Annotated in this window: 11 protein-coding genes; 4 read left to right on the top strand and 7 right to left on the bottom strand. The window is 69.4% G+C overall.

Annotated elements, in window-relative coordinates; all coding sequences use genetic code 11:
- Positions 1-30 precede the first annotated feature (30 nt).
- Positions 31-492: a transcriptional regulator NrdR gene (gene nrdR / locus AB0B89_RS16460; protein ID WP_358553081.1), complete on the bottom strand. Its 462-nt coding sequence runs from the start codon at positions 490-492 to the stop codon at positions 31-33.
- Positions 493-1143: 651 nt separating this feature from the next.
- On the opposite strand from nrdR, the gene lexA reads away from it, so the two are divergent.
- On the top strand, positions 1144-1857 hold the full coding sequence (lexA, locus tag AB0B89_RS16455; RefSeq protein WP_358553079.1) for a transcriptional repressor LexA: 714 nt from the start codon (positions 1144-1146) through the stop codon (positions 1855-1857).
- A 181-nt stretch (positions 1858-2038) separates the two neighbouring features.
- Here lexA and leuS read toward each other — a convergent pair whose 3' ends face one another.
- Entirely contained in the window at positions 2039-4501 is a 2463-nt protein-coding gene (leuS, locus tag AB0B89_RS16450) for a leucine--tRNA ligase (RefSeq protein WP_358553077.1), read from the bottom strand.
- A 592-nt stretch (positions 4502-5093) separates the two neighbouring features.
- Here leuS and AB0B89_RS16445 point away from each other — a divergent pair.
- Positions 5094-6563, top strand: a complete 1470-nt coding sequence (locus AB0B89_RS16445) for a hypothetical protein (protein ID WP_358553075.1) — start codon at positions 5094-5096, stop codon at positions 6561-6563.
- Positions 6564-6594: 31 nt separating this feature from the next.
- Here AB0B89_RS16445 and AB0B89_RS16440 read toward each other — a convergent pair whose 3' ends face one another.
- Genes AB0B89_RS16440 through AB0B89_RS16430 form a run of 3 tightly spaced genes read right to left on the bottom strand, consistent with a single transcriptional unit; the run spans position 6595 to position 10774 of the window.
- Entirely contained in the window at positions 6595-7875 is a 1281-nt protein-coding gene (locus AB0B89_RS16440; protein ID WP_358553073.1) for a cytochrome P450, read from the bottom strand.
- Between the two features lie 47 nt (positions 7876-7922).
- The gene (locus AB0B89_RS16435) at positions 7923-9182 is read right to left on the bottom strand and encodes a cytochrome P450 (RefSeq protein WP_358553071.1); all 1260 of its coding nucleotides are present in this window, start codon (positions 9180-9182) and stop codon (positions 7923-7925) included.
- Positions 9183-9229: 47 nt separating this feature from the next.
- Positions 9230-10774 (bottom strand): GMC family oxidoreductase N-terminal domain-containing protein, encoded by a 1545-nt coding sequence (locus tag AB0B89_RS16430; protein ID WP_358553069.1) that lies wholly within the window; start codon positions 10772-10774, stop codon positions 9230-9232.
- A 176-nt stretch (positions 10775-10950) separates the two neighbouring features.
- Here AB0B89_RS16430 and AB0B89_RS16425 point away from each other — a divergent pair, with 176 nt between their 5' ends.
- Positions 10951-12504, top strand: a complete 1554-nt coding sequence (locus AB0B89_RS16425; protein ID WP_358553067.1) for a long-chain fatty acid--CoA ligase — start codon at positions 10951-10953, stop codon at positions 12502-12504.
- A 109-nt stretch (positions 12505-12613) separates the two neighbouring features.
- On the top strand, positions 12614-13921 hold the full coding sequence (locus AB0B89_RS16420; protein WP_358553065.1) for a M14 family zinc carboxypeptidase: 1308 nt from the start codon (positions 12614-12616) through the stop codon (positions 13919-13921).
- Positions 13922-14006: 85 nt separating this feature from the next.
- Here AB0B89_RS16420 and AB0B89_RS16415 read toward each other — a convergent pair whose 3' ends face one another.
- Positions 14007-15266: a cyclopropane-fatty-acyl-phospholipid synthase family protein gene (locus AB0B89_RS16415; protein WP_358553063.1), complete on the bottom strand. Its 1260-nt coding sequence runs from the start codon at positions 15264-15266 to the stop codon at positions 14007-14009.
- Between the two features lie 13 nt (positions 15267-15279).
- The coding region (locus AB0B89_RS16410) for an FAD-binding protein (protein WP_358553061.1) at positions 15280-16208 on the bottom strand (929 nt) is incomplete at its 5' end.

Here is a 16208-nt window from a genome sequence, read left to right as displayed (position 1 = left end):
CGCTGGGGTGTCAAAAGTGGTCTGGCCTGTTCAGGTGTGTTTCGCGGCTCGCGCCGCCCGGAGTTGCTCGATCTCTTCTTCGAAGTCGGCGAGCGTCTCGAAGCTCCGGTAGACGGAGGCGAACCGAAGGTAGGCCACCTCGTCGAGCTCGCGCAGCGGCCCGAGGATCGCCAGGCCCACCTCGTGAGCCGGGATCTCGGCCGAGCCGGTCGCCCGGATGCTCTCCTCGACCCGCTGGCCGAGCTGCGCCAAGGAGTCCTCGCTGACGGGCCGCCCCTGGCAGGCACGGCGCACCCCGGCTATGACCTTGTCGCGCGAGAACGCCTCGGTCACCCCGCTGCGCTTGCTCACCATCAGGAGCACCGTCTCCTGGGTGGTGAACCGGCGCCCGCACTCAGGGCAGGTGCGCCGGCGGCGGATCGCCGCGCCGTCCTCGGTCGAACGGCTGTCGATGACCCGCGTGTCCGGATGACGACAGAACGGACAATGCATGTCGCCTCCCTTTTCTCGCGGCCCCCACGAGTTACGTCGGCACGCCCTCGAATCACGAGGTTCCCGAGGCACCGGCCTCAGGGATAAGCCGCCATATGTTTCCGCATTCCAACATGCTTTCGGGCCCTTCCCGCCTAAACGGGAATACGCTCACGCACGCACTTCGGATACTCCGAGTGCGTTGACGGAAACACAACTTATGGTGAACCACATCGGTGTAACTACTAGATGTTGTGGTCTAACCGTAGGAGTGCCGCACCATGAACGCAAGTCGGCCGGGCCGTCGCGCGGAAATCGGCCGCCCATCAGGGCGAACGAGCACTCCCCGGCGTGTCGCGGGCCGGCCGGGACCGCGACGCCCCCGGCCGGGCACCGGGGCCCGCGCCACCCGGGCGCGGATCGCTCGCGTGATCGACTTCCGGCGCTCCGCGGGCATAAGATCGCAAAGTCGAACACGATATCGATCGAACTCCCGTACGATGGCGTTCACCAGATTGTCTCCGAATTCGGCGACTCTCGAACAACTGTTTGAAGACGATCTTGAACAGGGTTATTGTCGCTGTGTGCGACATCGGGAACACATACCGGGAGCCGGCCGGGGCGGGCATGGCGTGACGGAGCGTCCCCCAGGCACCCGGCGAGGAGGAGCTTATGAGCGAGCAGGACGAGATCGGCACGGTTGTCAGCGATCTGGCGGTGCGCAGGCGTGACTCCCTCGGTCTCACCCCACGACAACGCAAGATTCTTGAGGTGATCCGCGATTCGGTGCAGCAGCGCGGCTACCCGCCCTCCATGCGAGAGATCGGCGAGGCGGTCCAGCTCACCAGCACCTCCAGCGTGTCCCACCAGTTGACCGCGCTCCAGCGCAAGGGCTATCTCCGCCGTGACCCGCACCGTCCCCGCGCGCTGGAGGTCCGCCTGCCCGGCGAGCCCGCCCTCTGGGTCGACCCCGTCGCCCCGGGCGGTGAGGAGCCTCTGGTGAGCCGGCCGACGGCCACGTTCGTCCCCCTGGTCGGTCGCATCGCCGCCGGTGGTCCCATCCTGGCCGAGGAGCGGGTCGAGGACGTCTTCGCCCTTCCCAAGCAGCTCGTGGGCGAGGGCACGCTGTTCCTGCTCCAGGTCGCCGGTGACTCCATGATCGACGCGGCGATCGCCGACGGCGACTGGGTCGTCGTGCGCCAGCAGCCGGTGGCCGACAACGGCGACATCGTCGCGGCGATGATCGACAACGAGGCCACGGTGAAGACCTTCAAGCGCAAGGACGGCCACGTCTGGCTGGTCCCGCACAACGCCAACTACGACCCGATCCCGGGTGACGAGGCCACCGTCCTCGGCAAGGTCGTGGCGGTCCTGCGCAAGCTCTGACCTCACCCGCCGGCCCGGCACCATGCACGCCCCCCGCCTGAGCGCCCACCCTGGGTGAGCGCTCAGGCGGTCGTGCTTTCAGGACGCGACCATGACCGGTGTCGTTCCGGCCGGGCCACGAAATCTCCCGGCGAGGGGCGGAAGCCGCCGACGACGCGGCAGCGGCTTCTCCCGGTGACGTTCAGGGGACGATGTTGACGAGCTTGGGCGCGCGGACGATCACCTTGCGGGGTGCTCCGTCGAGGTGGGCCCGCACCTTGTCGGAGGCCAGGGCCAGCCGCTCCAGCTCGTCCTGAGAGATCGACGGGGGGACCTCCAGGCGGTCTCTCACCTTGCCGGCCACCTGGACGACGCAGGTGACGACGTCCTGCACCAGCAGCGCCGGGTCCGCCACGGGCCAGCCGCCGTGCGAGACCGTGGGCCCGTGCCCGAGCCGCTCCCAGCCCTCCTCCGCCACGTACGGCGCGACCAGCGACAGCATGACCGCCAGGGTCTCGGCGGCCTCGCGCACGGCCGGGTCGGCCGCCCCCGGGCCCGAGTCGATGGCCTTGCGGGCGGCGGAGGTCAGCTCCATCATGCGGGCGACGGCCACGTTGAAGCGGTAGGAGTCGACCAGCCGGGTGACCTCGTCGATCACCCGATGGGTGATCTTGCGCAGCTCCACGTCACCGGTCGTGAGGTCCACGCCGGGAGCCGAGGCCGCGCCGGCCTCGGCCATGACACGGAAGGCCCGTGCCAGGAACTTCTGCGAGGCGGCCGGGGAGACGTCGGACCAGTCGATGTCGTCCTCGGGCGGGCCCGCGAAGATCATGGTCAGGCGCACGGCGTCGACGCCGAACGCGTCGATCTGCTCGCCCAGGTCGACGCCGTTGCCGAGCGACTTGGACATCGCCTTGCCCTGGTTGATCACCTGGCCCTGGTTCAGCAGGCGCATGAAGGGCTCGGTGAAGTCGACCATGCCCATGTCGTGCAGGACCTTGGTGAAGAACCGGGAGTACAGCAGGTGGAGCACGGCGTGCTCCTGGCCGCCGATGTACTGGTCGATCGGGCCCCAGCGCCTGACCTCGTCGACGTCGAAGGCGCCCTCCTCGAAGCCCGGCGAGCAGTAGCGCAGGAAGTACCACGAGGAGTCGACGAAGGTGTCCATCGTGTCGGTGTCGCGCTGGGCGCGGCCTCCGCACTTGGGGCAGTCGACGTTGACCCAGTCGGTCGCGCTCGCCAGGGGCGAGACACCCTTCGGGGCCAGCGCCTCACCGCGCAGGTCGGGCAGCGTGACCGGCAGGTGGTCGTCGGGGACGGGGACCTCGCCGCAGTCGGGGCAGTGGATGATCGGGATCGGGGTGCCCCAGAAGCGCTGGCGGGACAGCAGCCAGTCGCGCAGCCGGAAGTTGACCGTGGCCGTGCCGGTGCCGCGCTCGCCCAGGACCTCGACGATGCGGGAGATGGCCTCGGCCTTCGACAGGCCGTCCAGCGGGCCGGAGTTGACCAGCTTGCCCTCGCCGGGAGTCGCGACGCCGGTCTCCCCAGGGTCGGCCAGCCCGGTGTGCACGACCACCCGCACGGGCAGGTCGAACTTCAGCGCGAAGTCGAGGTCGCGCTGGTCGTGCGCGGGCACCGCCATGATCGCGCCGTGGCCGTAGTCGGACAGGACGTAGTCGGCCGCCCAGACGGGGATGCGCTCGCCGTTGACCGGGTTCACGGCATAGCGCCCCAGGAAGACGCCGGTCTTCTCCTTGTCGGTGGACAGGCGCTCGATGTCGCTCAGCTTGGCGACCTCGGCGCGGTACGCCTCAAGCGCGGGCAGCTGCTCAGCGGAGCAGATCTCCTCGGCCAGCGGAGCGTCGGCGGCGACCACGAAGAACGTCGCGCCGTACAGGGTGTCGGGGCGGGTGGTGTAGACGGTGACCGGCTTGTCACGGCCCTCGATCTGGAACCGGACGTCGGCGCCCTCGGAGCGGCCGATCCAGTTGCGCTGCATGGTCAGCACCTGGTCGGGCCAGCCGCCCTCCAGCTGGGCCATGTCGTCCAGCAGGCGGTCGGCGTAGTCAGTGATCTTGAAGTACCACTGGGTCAGCTCGCGCCTGACCACCTCGGCCCCGCACCGCTCGCAGCGGCCGGCGACGACCTGCTCGTTGGCCAGCACGGTCTGGTCGTTGGGGCACCAGTTGACCAGGCCGCCCTTGCGGTAGGCCAGGCCGCGCTCGAAGAAGCGGGTGAACAGCCATTGGTTCCAGCGGTAGTACTCGGGGTCGCTGGTGTGCAGGCGCCGTGACCAGTCGAACGAGATGCCGTACTTCTTGTACGAGGTGGCCTGGGTCTCGATGTTGGCGTAGGTCCACTCGGCCGGGTGCGCGTCACGCTTGATCGCGGCGTTCTCCGCGGGCAGCCCGAAGGAGTCCCACCCGACGGGGTGCAGGACGTTGTAGCCGCGCTGGAACCAGTAGCGGGCGACGACGTCGCCGATCGCGAAGACCTCGGCGTGGCCCATGTGCAGGTCGCCGGACGGGTAGGAGAACATGTCGAGCACGTACTTGCGGGGCCGCTCGTCGTCGGCGCCCTCACCTGCCCGGAAGGGGTCCAGTTCCTCCCACCGAGGCTGCCACTTCGCCTGCAGCGCCTGCGGATCGTACTGCTCGTCACTCACGGCCCATGTCCCTCGGTCGGCTCAGCGCGGATGGCTTGACCAATAAAGAAACCCCCCGTGACCACGAGGGGCAGCCGCATCGACCGGTGTCTCAGCTCAGTCGACGCGGCCCGCTAAGAAGCAGGGTCCTGCCACGCATAGTTCAAGGGTAGCGCAGCGGGCAATCGGTCTTCGTATCGTTTCCGCGGCACCCCAGGTGGCCAGGGGAATAAGGTCCCACAGATACCCGAAGGTCATAGATCCGTTGTGACCTCATATGTCCCGTTAGTTTACGCTTTTCGCCGTGGTGAACTCGTTTGAACCGGAGCGCGGCCCGGATCCGGCAGAGGAGGGCCTGCCGATGCAGGACCCTCCGACCGATCCGACAGGCCTGCAGTTCCGCGGGGCTTTCTCCGATTCTCCTGCGGACACCCCCGCTTCGCATGAGATCATGCCGAGCACCCCCAATCCGGGCATGATGTCGGGAGGTTCGCCAGCAATGGCTCCTGAGCACACCAGCCGGCCCACGCGGCCTCCGGCATGGCCGGAGAACCCCCCGGCATGGCCGGAGATGCCTCCGCCTCCCCCTCCGCCCCCACCGGCCTCGACGTCGATGTTCGACCCGGTCCCGTACGGCAGCCGCACCACGACCGACCCCCAGGCGTCCTGGGAGGCCACGCAGCAGTACGCGCCGCTGTACTCGCGGGAGGCGTCCCAGCAGGCTCCGGTCCAGACGTCGTTCCCCCCGCCGCCACCCCCGTCAGAGCCGCCCTTCGTGCCGCCGCCGGCCGGGCCCCAGCGCTACTCCCCCCAGCCTTCCGGGCCGCATTCCTACACTCCCTCGCCCACAGGACCGCAGCAGTACGCCCCCTCCTCCACCGGGCCGCAGCCGTCCACCTCCCACTTCACCGGGCCGCAGCCGTCCGCCTCTCACTTCACCGGGCAGCAGTACGCCCCCGAGGCGCCCCCGCAGCCGTTCCGGCTCCCCGACGACGTGGCGCCCGCACCCGCGCCCGCTTACGTCCCGGCCGGCACCGAGACCACCATCCGCGTCTCCGGCACGATGGGCCAGATGGGCCAGACGGGGCCCACGGGCCCGATGGGCGCGGCGGGGACCATGGCCCCCGAGCATCAGGCGCCCCCCGAGCAGCACGGCCAGCGTCACGCGGCGCCCCAGCAGGAGCACGACCCCTACAAGCCGTTCGTCACCGCCGGGCAGATCAGCGGCCCGAAGACGCCGCCCCCCGAGCGCCAGCAGGAGCTCTGGAACACCGTCTTCGGCGACAACTACGAGGCCATGGGCGAGGAGCCGGAGGACACCGGAGGCGGCAGGCGGGCGTGGCTGCTCGCGCTCATCACCTCCGTCGCGGTGGCCCTGGTGGCGGCGCTGGTGTGGGCGTTCCTCGCCGGCCCGCTGCGCTCGTCGGCCGCCGAGGGCGGGGCGAGCACGCAGGGCTCGGGCGAGAGCACGCCCAAGGCGTCGGCCCCGGGCAAGCAGGCCACCGCCAAGCCGCAGTCGATCGGCAGGCTGCCGAAGTACACCGGCGAGGCCTCGCCGCGCGCCGGCATCCTCACCGACAAGGCGTCGGCCATCAGTGTGGCCAGGCTCGGCGGTCCCTGGCGGCTCGACCTGCGCTCCCAGCACGTGCAGGCGACCTACGGCTTCGCGACCCGCCAGTACGTCGCCGCCGGCACCGACTCGGCCGGCACCCCGCAGTTCGCCCAGGTGATGACCGGCCCGCTCTCCAGGTCGCTGGCCGCCAAGTACTCCCCGGCCTCGCCCGAGGATCTCACTCCGGTGATCAGTTCGGTGGCGTTCGCCGCGCGCAACAAGTTCTTCCCCGAGGGCAACAAGGTGGCGAAGACCGCCGAGCAGCGCCTGGCCGTCGGCGGCCGTCCCGCGCGCGTCGTCGCGTACCAGATCCTCGCGGGCGGCGCCAAGACCACCCTGGTGGTCGGCGCGGTGAGCACCGGGGCCGACCTGCCGGTGATCGTCTACATGTCGGTGCCGGACAGCAAGAAGGAGCTGCTGCCCGACATCAACACGGTCTTCTCCTCGATCAGGCCCACGACGACCTCCTAGCGCCCCCGGAAGGCGGGGGCGCGGGGCGGGGTCAGAAGTCGCAGGGCAGGTGCTTGACGCCGTTGATGAAGCTGGAGAACAGCCTCCTCGGCCGTCCCGCCTCGATCCGCGGCACCCGCTGGAGCAGCTCGCGGAACATCACCGTGATCTCCCGCCTGGCCAGGTGGGCGCCCAGGCAGAAGTGCGGTCCCGGCCCGCCGAACCCCAGGTGCGGGTTGGGGTCGCGGGTGATGTCGAAGCGGTACGGGTCGGCGAAGACCGCGCGGTCGCGGTTGGCCGACCAGTAGTACAGGACGGTCTTGTCGCCCTTCCTGTAGTGGGTGCCGTTCAGCTCGAAGTCCCTGGTGACCTTGCGGCGCATGTAGTTGACCGGCGAGGCCAGCCGTACGATCTCCTCGACCGCCCTGGGCGCGTGGCCGTCCACGTCGGCCAGCCACCGGGCCTTCTCGCCGGGGTTGCGGGTGAGCAGGAGCAGTCCCTGCGAGATGGCGTTGCGCGTGGTCTCGTTTCCCGCGACGACCAGCAGGATGAAGAACGAGCCGAGCTCCTGGAGGGTCAGGCGCTCGCCGTCGATGTTGGCGCTGACCAGGGAGGACGTCAGGTCCCCCGTGGGGTTCTCCGTGCGGTACGCGGCGAGGTCCTGGACGAGTTGCTGGAGCTCCAGACCGGCGTTGAGCATGGCGGCCACCACGCTGTCCATGTCGCCCCCGGGGACGTACTCGGAGTCGGAGGCGCCGATGATGATGTTCGAGCGGTCGAAGATGAAGCGGTAGTCCTTCTCCGGGATGCCCATCATGTCGCAGATGATCTTCAAGGGCAGGCGGGCCGCCACCTCGGTGACGAAGTCGCAGCCCGGCCCGGTCTCCAGCAGGTCGTCGACGATGCGGACGGCCGCGGCCTGGACGTCCTCCTCGAACTTCTGGATCATCTTCGGCGTGAAGGCCCGGGACACGATGCGCCTGAGGCGCGCGTGCCGGGGATCGTCCATGTTGATCATCGAACCGAAGTACTCGGCGAACTCCGCGGGCATGTCCGCGATGTTGGTCGCGCCGCCGTCCCCGGAGCCGAAGACGTCGGGGTTGCGGCTGATCTCGATGATGTCGGCGTGCCTGACGATCGCGTGGTAACCCTCGCCCCTCGGCGCGAAGGACAGCTCCGGCTCCTCGAAGAAGACGGGGGTCTCACGGTCGCGGAGCAACTCGAAGGCGTGCTCGCGCTCGGCCATGGGCCGGGCCCAGAAATCCCAGTCGGACAGGTTGATCTGGTCGTACGAGGTGATCGGCTCGCGTTCCTGAGGCGTCCGCACAGTCATGATTCCATGATTGATAAAAGTGGTCACTTACGTCAAACCCCGGCGGATCAGCTCGTCCGGTAGCCCATGTGCTTGATGCCGTTGATGAAGTTCGACAGCAGGTAGTCGGGCTCGCCGGTCGAGCGGATCTCCGGCAGGCGGGTGAACAGCTCGCGGAACATGACCGTGACCTCGCGCCTCGCCAGGTGCGCGCCGAGGCAGTAGTGCGGGCCGGGCCCGCCGAACCCGACGTGCGGGTTCGGGCTGCGGGTGATGTCGAAGACGTCGGGGTCGGTGAACACCGCCTCGTCGCGGTTGGCCGAGTTGTAGAACAGCAGGACCTTGTCGCCCTTCTTGTACTCCTGCCCGTTCATCTCGTGGTCCTGGGTGAGCGTGCGCCGGAACTGGATGACCGGGGTGGAGTACCTGATGATCTCCTCGACCGCGCCGGGGATGTGGGTCTCGAAGTCGCCCAGCAGCAACCCGCGCTGCTCGGGGTTGTCGGTCAAGAGCTTCAGGCCGTGCGCGATGGCGTTGCGGGTGGTCTCGCTGCCCGCGACGACCAGCAGGATGAAGAACGACCCGAGCTCCTGGGAGGTCAGGTGCTCGTCGCCGTTGACCAGCATGCTGGTGAGGTCGCCCGTGGGGTTCCCGCGCCGCTCGCGGCCGAGCCGCCGGGCCAGGCCGCTGAGCTCGTGTCCCGCGCGCAGCAGCCTCACCAGGCCCTTGGCCACGTTCCACCGCGTGATGTCGGGCCGGATGCCGGTGTACTCGGCGTCGGCGTTGCCCAGGATGACGTTCGTGCTGCGGAGCACCAGGTCGTGGTGGGCCGGGGGGATGCCCATCATGTCGCAGATGACCTGCACGGGCAGCCGGGCGGCGATCTGCGTGACGAAGTCTCCCGGACCCTCGGCGACCGCCCTGTCGACGATCTCGCGTGCCGCCCTGGCGACGTCCTCCTCCATCTTCTTGAGGATCTTCGGAGTGAACGCGCGCGAGACGATCCGCCTGAGCCTGGCGTGCCGGGGATCGTCCATGTTGATCATCGAGCCGAAGTAGACCGCCAGCCACCTCGGCATGTCGGGGATGCTGTTGGAGGTGGGCTCACTGCTGAAGACGCCGGCGTTGCGGCTGGCCTCGCTGACGTCCGCGTGCCGCACCAGGGCGTAGAACCCGGCCCCCGCTCCGATGAACGGGGTGTGGTTCTCCTTGGTGAAGATCGGCCGGTCGAGCTCCCTGAGCCGCCTGAAGGCCTCCTGCCGCTCCGCCTGGGGCAGCCCCCAGAAGGGGATGTCCGAGAGATCGATGTCAGTCACGCCTGCCGTCATCGCTGACGCACCTCCGGGCTCCATGGTTTAGAAAGTGACCACTTACGTCAAGAGGCCTTGATGAGATCCGCCGCCTTCTCCGCGATCATGATGGTAGGGGCGTGGGTGTGCCCGCGGTTGAGCATCGGCATGACCGAGGTGTCCACCACGCGCAGCCCCGGAACCCCGATGACGCGCAGCGACGGGTCGACCACCGCTTCGTCGTCGATGCCCATCTTGCAGGTGCCCGCAGGGTGGTAGAGCGTCTCGCTGTGCTCGCGCACGAACCGGGCCAGCTCCTCGTCGGTCTCGGAGCCGTCGTACGGCTTCATGGGCCCGCCCGCGTACGGCCGCAGCGCCGAGGTCGCGAACACCTCCTTGGCCCTCTTCAGCCCGGCCACCAGCCGCCGCAGGTCGCCCTCGGCGGTCAGGTAGCAGGGGTCGACCACCACCTCGCCGTCGTTGAGCGTGATCCGGCCGCGGCTCTCCGGCTGGAGCAGGATCACGCCGATGGTGACGCCGTGCCTTGAGGGCGGGGTGAGTCCATGGTCGGAGAACGGCACCGGCGCGAAGAGCAGCTCGATGTCGGGGGCGGGCTCCTCGGGGGTGGTCCTGAGGAACGCGACGGCCTCGCCGATGTTGGAGGTCAGCATCCCGGTGCGGTTCAGCAGGTAGCGCGCGTAGTTGCCGACCGACTCCGCCGAGGCGAGCGTGACGGGCTCGGGGCACTCCAGCATGACCGCCGAGGCCAGGTGGTCCATGAGGTTGCGCCCCACCCCGGGCAGCTCGTGCCGGGGTTCGACGCCCGCCGCCCGCAGGTCGTCCGGGTCGCCGATCCCCGACAGCATGAGCAGGTGCGGCGAGCCGATGGCCCCGGCCGAGAGGATCACCTCCCTGGCCGCCGTCACGCGCCGCCCCTGGTCGTACTCGACGCCGATGGCCCGGCCGTCCTCGTCGAGCAGCACCCGGCCGACCTGCGCGGCGGTGAGCACGGTGAGGTTGGGGCGGCCCATCGCCGGGCGCAGGTACGCGTCGGCGGCGCTCCACCGCCGCCCTCGGTCCTGGGTGACCGGCGTCTGTGAGAACCCCTCGTTGGTGGCGCCGTTGAGCTCCTCCAGCCTGGTGAGCCCGACCTCCTCGCAGGCACGCAGGAACGCCCGGGTGGTCACGTTGGGGCTGCGCAGCTCGGAGACGTAGACGGGACCGTCCGTGCCGTACACCCCGCCCCGGTTCGACCCGACCCGCCGCTCGGAGCGCATGAAGTACGGCAGGACCTCGTCGTAGGACCAGCCGGGCAGATCCCAGCCGTCGTAGTCGGCGCGGACGCCGCGGACCCACATCTGGGCGTTGATGGAGGAGGAGCCTCCGAGGGTCCTGCCCCGCGGCCAGTACAGCTCGCGCCCGTACATCTCCGCCTGCTTGGCGGTGGTGAAGTTCCAGTCGTACCGCGTCTTGAACAGCTTGGAGAAGCCCGCGGGCACGCGGATCTCCAGCTTGCGGTCCGCGCCGCCGGCCTCCAGCAGGGCCACCCGCACCGAGGGGTCCGCGGAGAGCCGGTTGGCGAGGACACAGCCCGCCGAACCCGCTCCCACGATGACGTAGTCGTATTGCATTGATTCCTCCGTGGGATGCTGAGCAACCTTTCACGTACTTACGCCCCTTGCGGCCCCACGTCCACGCTCGTTACCGATTAGTAGCTATCGACTGCCAAGATGTCGCAAACACCGGCATTGTCGCGGCCTCGGTCTCCCGCCCCGACGGATGTGGCCGGCCCCAGCGAGGAGGAACCATGCTCAACCTGTCGGTCGTCCTGGAGGACAGCGCCCGGGAGCGCCCCGACCGTACCGCCGTGGCCCTTGGGGACCTGCGGATGTCGTACTCCCTGGTGAACACGCTGGCGAACCAGGTCGCCAACCTCCTTTCCTCGCGGGGCATCGGCAGGGGCGACAAGGTGGCGCTCGCCTGCCCGAACCTGCCGTACTTCCCGTTCGTCTACTTCGGCATCCTGAAGTCGGGCGCCACGGTGGTGCCGCTCAACGTGCTGCTGCGGTCGCGGGAGATCGCCTACCACCTGCGCGACTCCGACGCCAAGGCGCTGTTCTGCTTCGAGGGCACGCCCGACCTGCCGCTCGGCGAGCGCGGTCACGAGGGGTTCCGTGAGGCCGTCCCGGCGGACGGGCCGCATGCCGGCGACTTCTTCCTGCTGCCCGCCACGCCCCTGGCCACCGAATCGGGCATCGAGGGCGTCCAGACCCTCTGGAGCGCGCTCGACGGCATGTCCGGGGAGTTCGAGACCGCGGCGACGGCCCCCGATGACACGGCGGTGATCCTCTACACCAGCGGCACCACGGGCCAGCCCAAGGGCGCCGAGCTGAGCCACCAGAACATGCTGATGAACGCCATCGTCTCCGACGAGATGTTCGACCTCGCGGGCGACGACGTCTTCCTCGCGACGCTGCCGCTGTTCCACTCGTTCGGCCAGACCGTCATCATGAACGCCGGCTTCCGCCGCAGGGCGACCCTGGTGCTGGTGCCGCGCTTCGAGCCGGCCGCCACGCTGACGCTGATGCGCGAAGAGGGCGTCACGCTGTTCGCGGGCGTCCCGACGATGTACTGGGCGATGCTGACCTCGGTCCACGCCGACGGCGCCGAGGTCCCCGTCACACTGCGGACGGCGGTCGCGGGCGGCGCGTCGCTGCCGGTCGAGGTGCTGAAGGACTTCGAGAAGACCTTCGGCCTGACGGTGGTGGAGGGGTACGGCCTGTCGGAGACCTCGCCGGTGGCCAGCTTCAACCAGCCGGGCAGGCCGACCAAGGCCGGGACGATCGGCACCCCGGTCTGGGGCGTCGAGATGAAGCTGGTCGACGCGGGCTGGGAGACCGTCGAGGGCGAGGGGCCGGGCGAGATCGCGATCCGCGGCCACAACGTGATGAAGGGGTACTACAACCGGCCGGAGGCCACCGCCGAGGTCATGAAGGACGGCTGGTTCCGCACCGGTGACATCGCCACCAGGGACGCCGACGGCTACTACTCGATCGTCGACCGCGCCAAGGACATGATCATCCGCGGGGGGTTCAACGTCTACCCGCGCGAGCTGGAAGAGGTCCTGATGACCCACGAGGCGGTCTCGCTGGCCGCCGTCGTCGGTGTCCCCCACGCCTCGCACGGCGAGGAGATCAAGGCGTACGTGATCCTCAAGGCGGGCGCGGCGCTCACCGAGGACGAGCTGGTCGACTGGTCCAAGGAGAACATGGCGGCCTACAAGTACCCCCGCCTGGTGGAGTTCCGCGAGTCGTTCCCGATGACCGCGAGCGGCAAGATCCTCAAGCGGGAACTGCGCTGACGTCGTTCACGCCGAGGGCATACATGCATTCGAACTCCCCCAAATAGGGGCAAACCTACGAGGAGGCCGGGGCGAGCGATCTCGGGGCGAGCAACTGGAGGGCGATGCCATGGACGTGCGCGAGCAGATGCGACGGGTCCCGGACTTCGACAGGTTCCCCAGCGTGGACGAGATGCACGCCGAGCTGGACGAGTTCGCCAGGCTCCACCCCGGCCTCGTCCGGCTGCGCGCGATCGGCTCCTCCAGGCTGGGGGAGCCGCTGCGGGCGCTCACCGTGGGGACGGGCGCCCGCGACGCTGTGATCATCGGCGGGCCCCACCCCAACGAGCCGATCGGCGCGCTCACCGTCAGCCAGCTCATCCGGCGGCTCTGCGACGACGCCGGGCTGCGGGAGGGGCTGGGGTACCGCTGGCACCTGATCCCCTGCGTGGATCCCGACGGGGCACGGCTGAACGAGGGCTGGTACGCCCGCCCGGGCGACCGCCGCCACTACGCCCGGCACTTCTACCGGCCCGCCTGGAACGACCAGGTCGAGTGGACGTTCCCGCTCAGCGGCGACGGCTACTCCTTCGACCGGAGCCTGCCGGAGACCGACGCGCTGATACGGCTCATGGACGAGGTGCGGCCGGCCTTCGTCTACTCCCTGCACAACGGGGAGTACAGCGGCGCCTACTACTACCTCAACCGCCACGACCCCGTCCTCGCGGCGCGGCTCACCGAGCTGCCGGCCCTGGAGGGCATCCCGCTGCACCACGGCGAGCCGGAGCTGCCCGGCGCCACGACGATCGCCCCGGCGGTGTACCTCACCCCGGGCGGCACCCGGCAGGCGAAGGTCTTCGGCGCCGGAGGCGGCAGCGCCGACTACGCGGCCAGGTTCGGCGCGCTCCACCTGATCACCGAGCTCCCCTACTGGGCCGACGAGCGCGTCTCCGACGCCACCCCCACCGCCATGTCGTACGGTGACGTGCTCAAGACGGGGCTGGCCGCCCAGCGGGAGCTGATCGACACGCTGCTGGCGGGCATGGACGCGGTGCGGCGCGACCTGACCGTCCGCTCGCCGTTCCGCCGCTCGGCCGAGGACATGTTCGTCACGTACCGGAAGTTCGCCGACGTGTGGGAGGACCACCCCTCGGCGGACCGGCCCGCGACGGTGGCCGAGCAGTTCGGCAACCGGCAGACGCTCCACATGCGCCGGCTGCGCTTCACCGGCACCTTCTGCCGCATGCTGGACGCCGAGTTGGCGGCGGGGAACCTCACTCCGGCCATCCGCGCTCAGCGGGCCCGGCTGGGCGAGCTGTTCGAGGGGTGGTGCGACGAGGCGGCCGTCGAGTCCGCCGGACGGCCGATTCCCATCCGCACGCTGGTCGCCGTCCAGCTCGCCGCCGCCCTGGTCGCCGCCGAGCACGCCAGGGGCTGAGCGGGAGCGCCTCTGTGACAGGCCGGCGCCCCACCTGAGGCAGGCGGGGCGCCGGATCGCACGTACGGTCGTGATCAGCTCACGGTCAGGGCCAGTCGCGCGAGGGACGCAGCGCGACGCCCGACACGCCCTCCTCGCCGAGCTTGACGCCGAGCACCTGGTGGAGCTGGACCTTGTTGCGCTCGAAGCCGACGACGCAACCGGCCATGTAGAGCCGCCACACGCGAGCGGTGCCCTGGCCGACCTCGGTGACCGCCTCGTCCCAGTGGGCGTCGAGGTTGGCGCACCACCCCTCCAGGGTCTTGGCGTAGTGCTCCCGGAGGTTCTCCTCGTGGCGGATCTCGAACCCGATGTCCTCCATCTCGCGGATGAGGTGGCCCACGGACTCCAGCTCGCCGTCGGGGAAGACGTAGCGGTTGATGAAGCCGCCCTTGTTGATGGTGCGCTCGGTGCCGGTGGGCCGGGTGATGCAGTGGTTGAGCAACCGCCCGCCCGGCTTGAGCTTGCCGTACAGGAAGCGGAAGTACCCGGGGAGCTGGTCCTTGCCGATGTGCTCGGTGAGGCCGATCGAGCTGACCGCGTCGAAGTCGCCCTCGGAGACGTCGCGGTAGTCGAGATGGCGGACCTCCGCCAGCTCCGACAGCCCCGCCTCGGCGATCGCCTTCTGGGCCCACTCGGCCTGCTGGCGCGACAGCGTGACCCCGAGGGCCTTCACGCCGTAGTGCTGCGCCGCGTGCATGACCATGCCGCCCCAGCCGCAGCCGACGTCGAGCAGGCGCATGCCCGGCTTGAGGGCGAGCTTCTTGGCGACGAGGTCGAACTTGGCGTACTGCGCCTCCTCCAGCGACGAGCCGTCCTCCGGGAACACGGCGCAGGTGTAGGCCATCGACGGGCCGAGCACCCACTCGTAGAACCGGTTGGAGACGTCGTAGTGGTGGTGGATCGCCTCGGCGTCACGCTGCTTGGCGTGACGGCTGCCGAGCCGCGCCAGCGCGCTCTGGCGGACCTCCTGCGGCGGCAGGGGCACCCGCATCAGCAGCGGCTTGACGCCGAGCGACCGCGCGACGGAGATCTTCTCCTTCATCGGCATGTCGTCCAGGGTGATCCGCGCCATCTCCGACAGCAGGGTGTACATGTCACCGTGCACGTCGATATGGCCTGCGATGTAGGCGCGCGCGAGCCCCATCTCCCCCGGAGACTGTGCCAGGTATGCCACCGCTATCGGGGACTTCACCTCGATGCGGACGGCGGCGTCCGACGGTCCGGCCTTGCTCCCGTCGTACGCGGCGAACTCGACGTTCGCCTCCGACCCAACGATCTTCTCGAAGATCTGGGCGAGTCTCATCGAACCAACCTCCTCAACGCCCCCGTACGCACTTGTCATAGAGGTCGAGCAGCCGCCCTCCGGGGTCGTACTCCCGTTTGACCGGCCAGTAGGCGTCGCCGTTGTAGAGACGCCAGAACTCCTCACGGGGGTAGAAAGATGTCGAATACAGGGACTTGTGGCCGCCGAGCTCGTGCACGGAGTTCTCGATGAGCCGGTTGTGGTACCCGTCGAACTGACCGCGCGGGAGGGCGACCATGCCCCAGAATCCGAAGTTCACGTAGAGCTTTCCCGGCTCCAGCGGGTAGACCGGCCACTCCCCGGTGGCCTTCAGCGGGCACATCCAGACCGGGGTCATGCCCACCTTGTCGTGGAAGAACGCAAGGAAGTCGGCGCCCCTCTCGACGGGCACCTCGACGTCCTGGATGACCGACTCCTGCACCGCGTTGTCGCGCCAGCGGTCGATGCGGGCGGTCACGCCGTACTTCTGGTCGAGCCCGACGAGCCTGCGGTAGACGTCCGACCGCAGCCAGCGCCTCGGCATCAGCGAGCGGACCAGCGGCTGCTGCACCCCGAACGCGCGGGAGCACCAGAACCAGTCGGTGTCCCAGCGCCAGAGGTAGTCGCGGACGGTCAGCCAGTCGCGGGTGCGGGTGCGGATCGACTGGTAGTAGATGCGCATCCCGGTGTAGTCGGACGCGTACGGCGCACGATCGGCGAACTGCCCCACCGTGATGTACATCTCGCCGGGGCTGAAGAACGTGCCGTCAATGAAGTCGATCTTCTCGCCGTCGTACTCCCCGCTGTCGCAGATCTCCTGCATGGCGAGCATGCACTTGTCCGCGTCGGAGAACGGGATGTGCGTCAGCCGCACGAAGGGCTGGACGGGGAGGAGCTTGATGCGCAGCCGCAGGGCGTAGCCGAGCGTGCCGTAGGAGTTCGGGATGTCGTTGTCAAGTACGG

It is taken from the genome of Sphaerisporangium sp. NPDC049002 (genome assembly GCF_040649355.1).
GTDB lineage: Bacteria > Actinomycetota > Actinomycetes > Streptosporangiales > Streptosporangiaceae > Sphaerisporangium.
Note: the sequence above shows the minus strand (reverse complement) of the source record. Positions and strands in the feature narration are given on the sequence as shown.

Excerpts from the sequence above, each read along its gene's own strand:
- nrdR (WP_358553081.1), bottom strand. The coding sequence starts at position 492 with ATGCATTGTCCGTTCTGTCGTCATCCGGACACGCGGGTCATCGACAGC.
- lexA (WP_358553079.1), top strand. The coding sequence starts at position 1,144 with ATGAGCGAGCAGGACGAGATCGGCACGGTTGTCAGCGATCTGGCGGTG.
- AB0B89_RS16445 (WP_358553075.1), top strand. The coding sequence starts at position 5,094 with ATGTTCGACCCGGTCCCGTACGGCAGCCGCACCACGACCGACCCCCAG.
- AB0B89_RS16440 (WP_358553073.1), bottom strand. The coding sequence starts at position 7,875 with ATGACTGTGCGGACGCCTCAGGAACGCGAGCCGATCACCTCGTACGAC.
- AB0B89_RS16435 (WP_358553071.1), bottom strand. The coding sequence starts at position 9,182 with ATGACGGCAGGCGTGACTGACATCGATCTCTCGGACATCCCCTTCTGG.
- AB0B89_RS16430 (WP_358553069.1), bottom strand. The coding sequence starts at position 10,774 with ATGCAATACGACTACGTCATCGTGGGAGCGGGTTCGGCGGGCTGTGTC.
- AB0B89_RS16425 (WP_358553067.1), top strand. The coding sequence starts at position 10,951 with ATGCTCAACCTGTCGGTCGTCCTGGAGGACAGCGCCCGGGAGCGCCCC.
- AB0B89_RS16420 (WP_358553065.1), top strand. The coding sequence starts at position 12,614 with ATGGACGTGCGCGAGCAGATGCGACGGGTCCCGGACTTCGACAGGTTC.
- AB0B89_RS16415 (WP_358553063.1), bottom strand. The coding sequence starts at position 15,266 with ATGAGACTCGCCCAGATCTTCGAGAAGATCGTTGGGTCGGAGGCGAAC.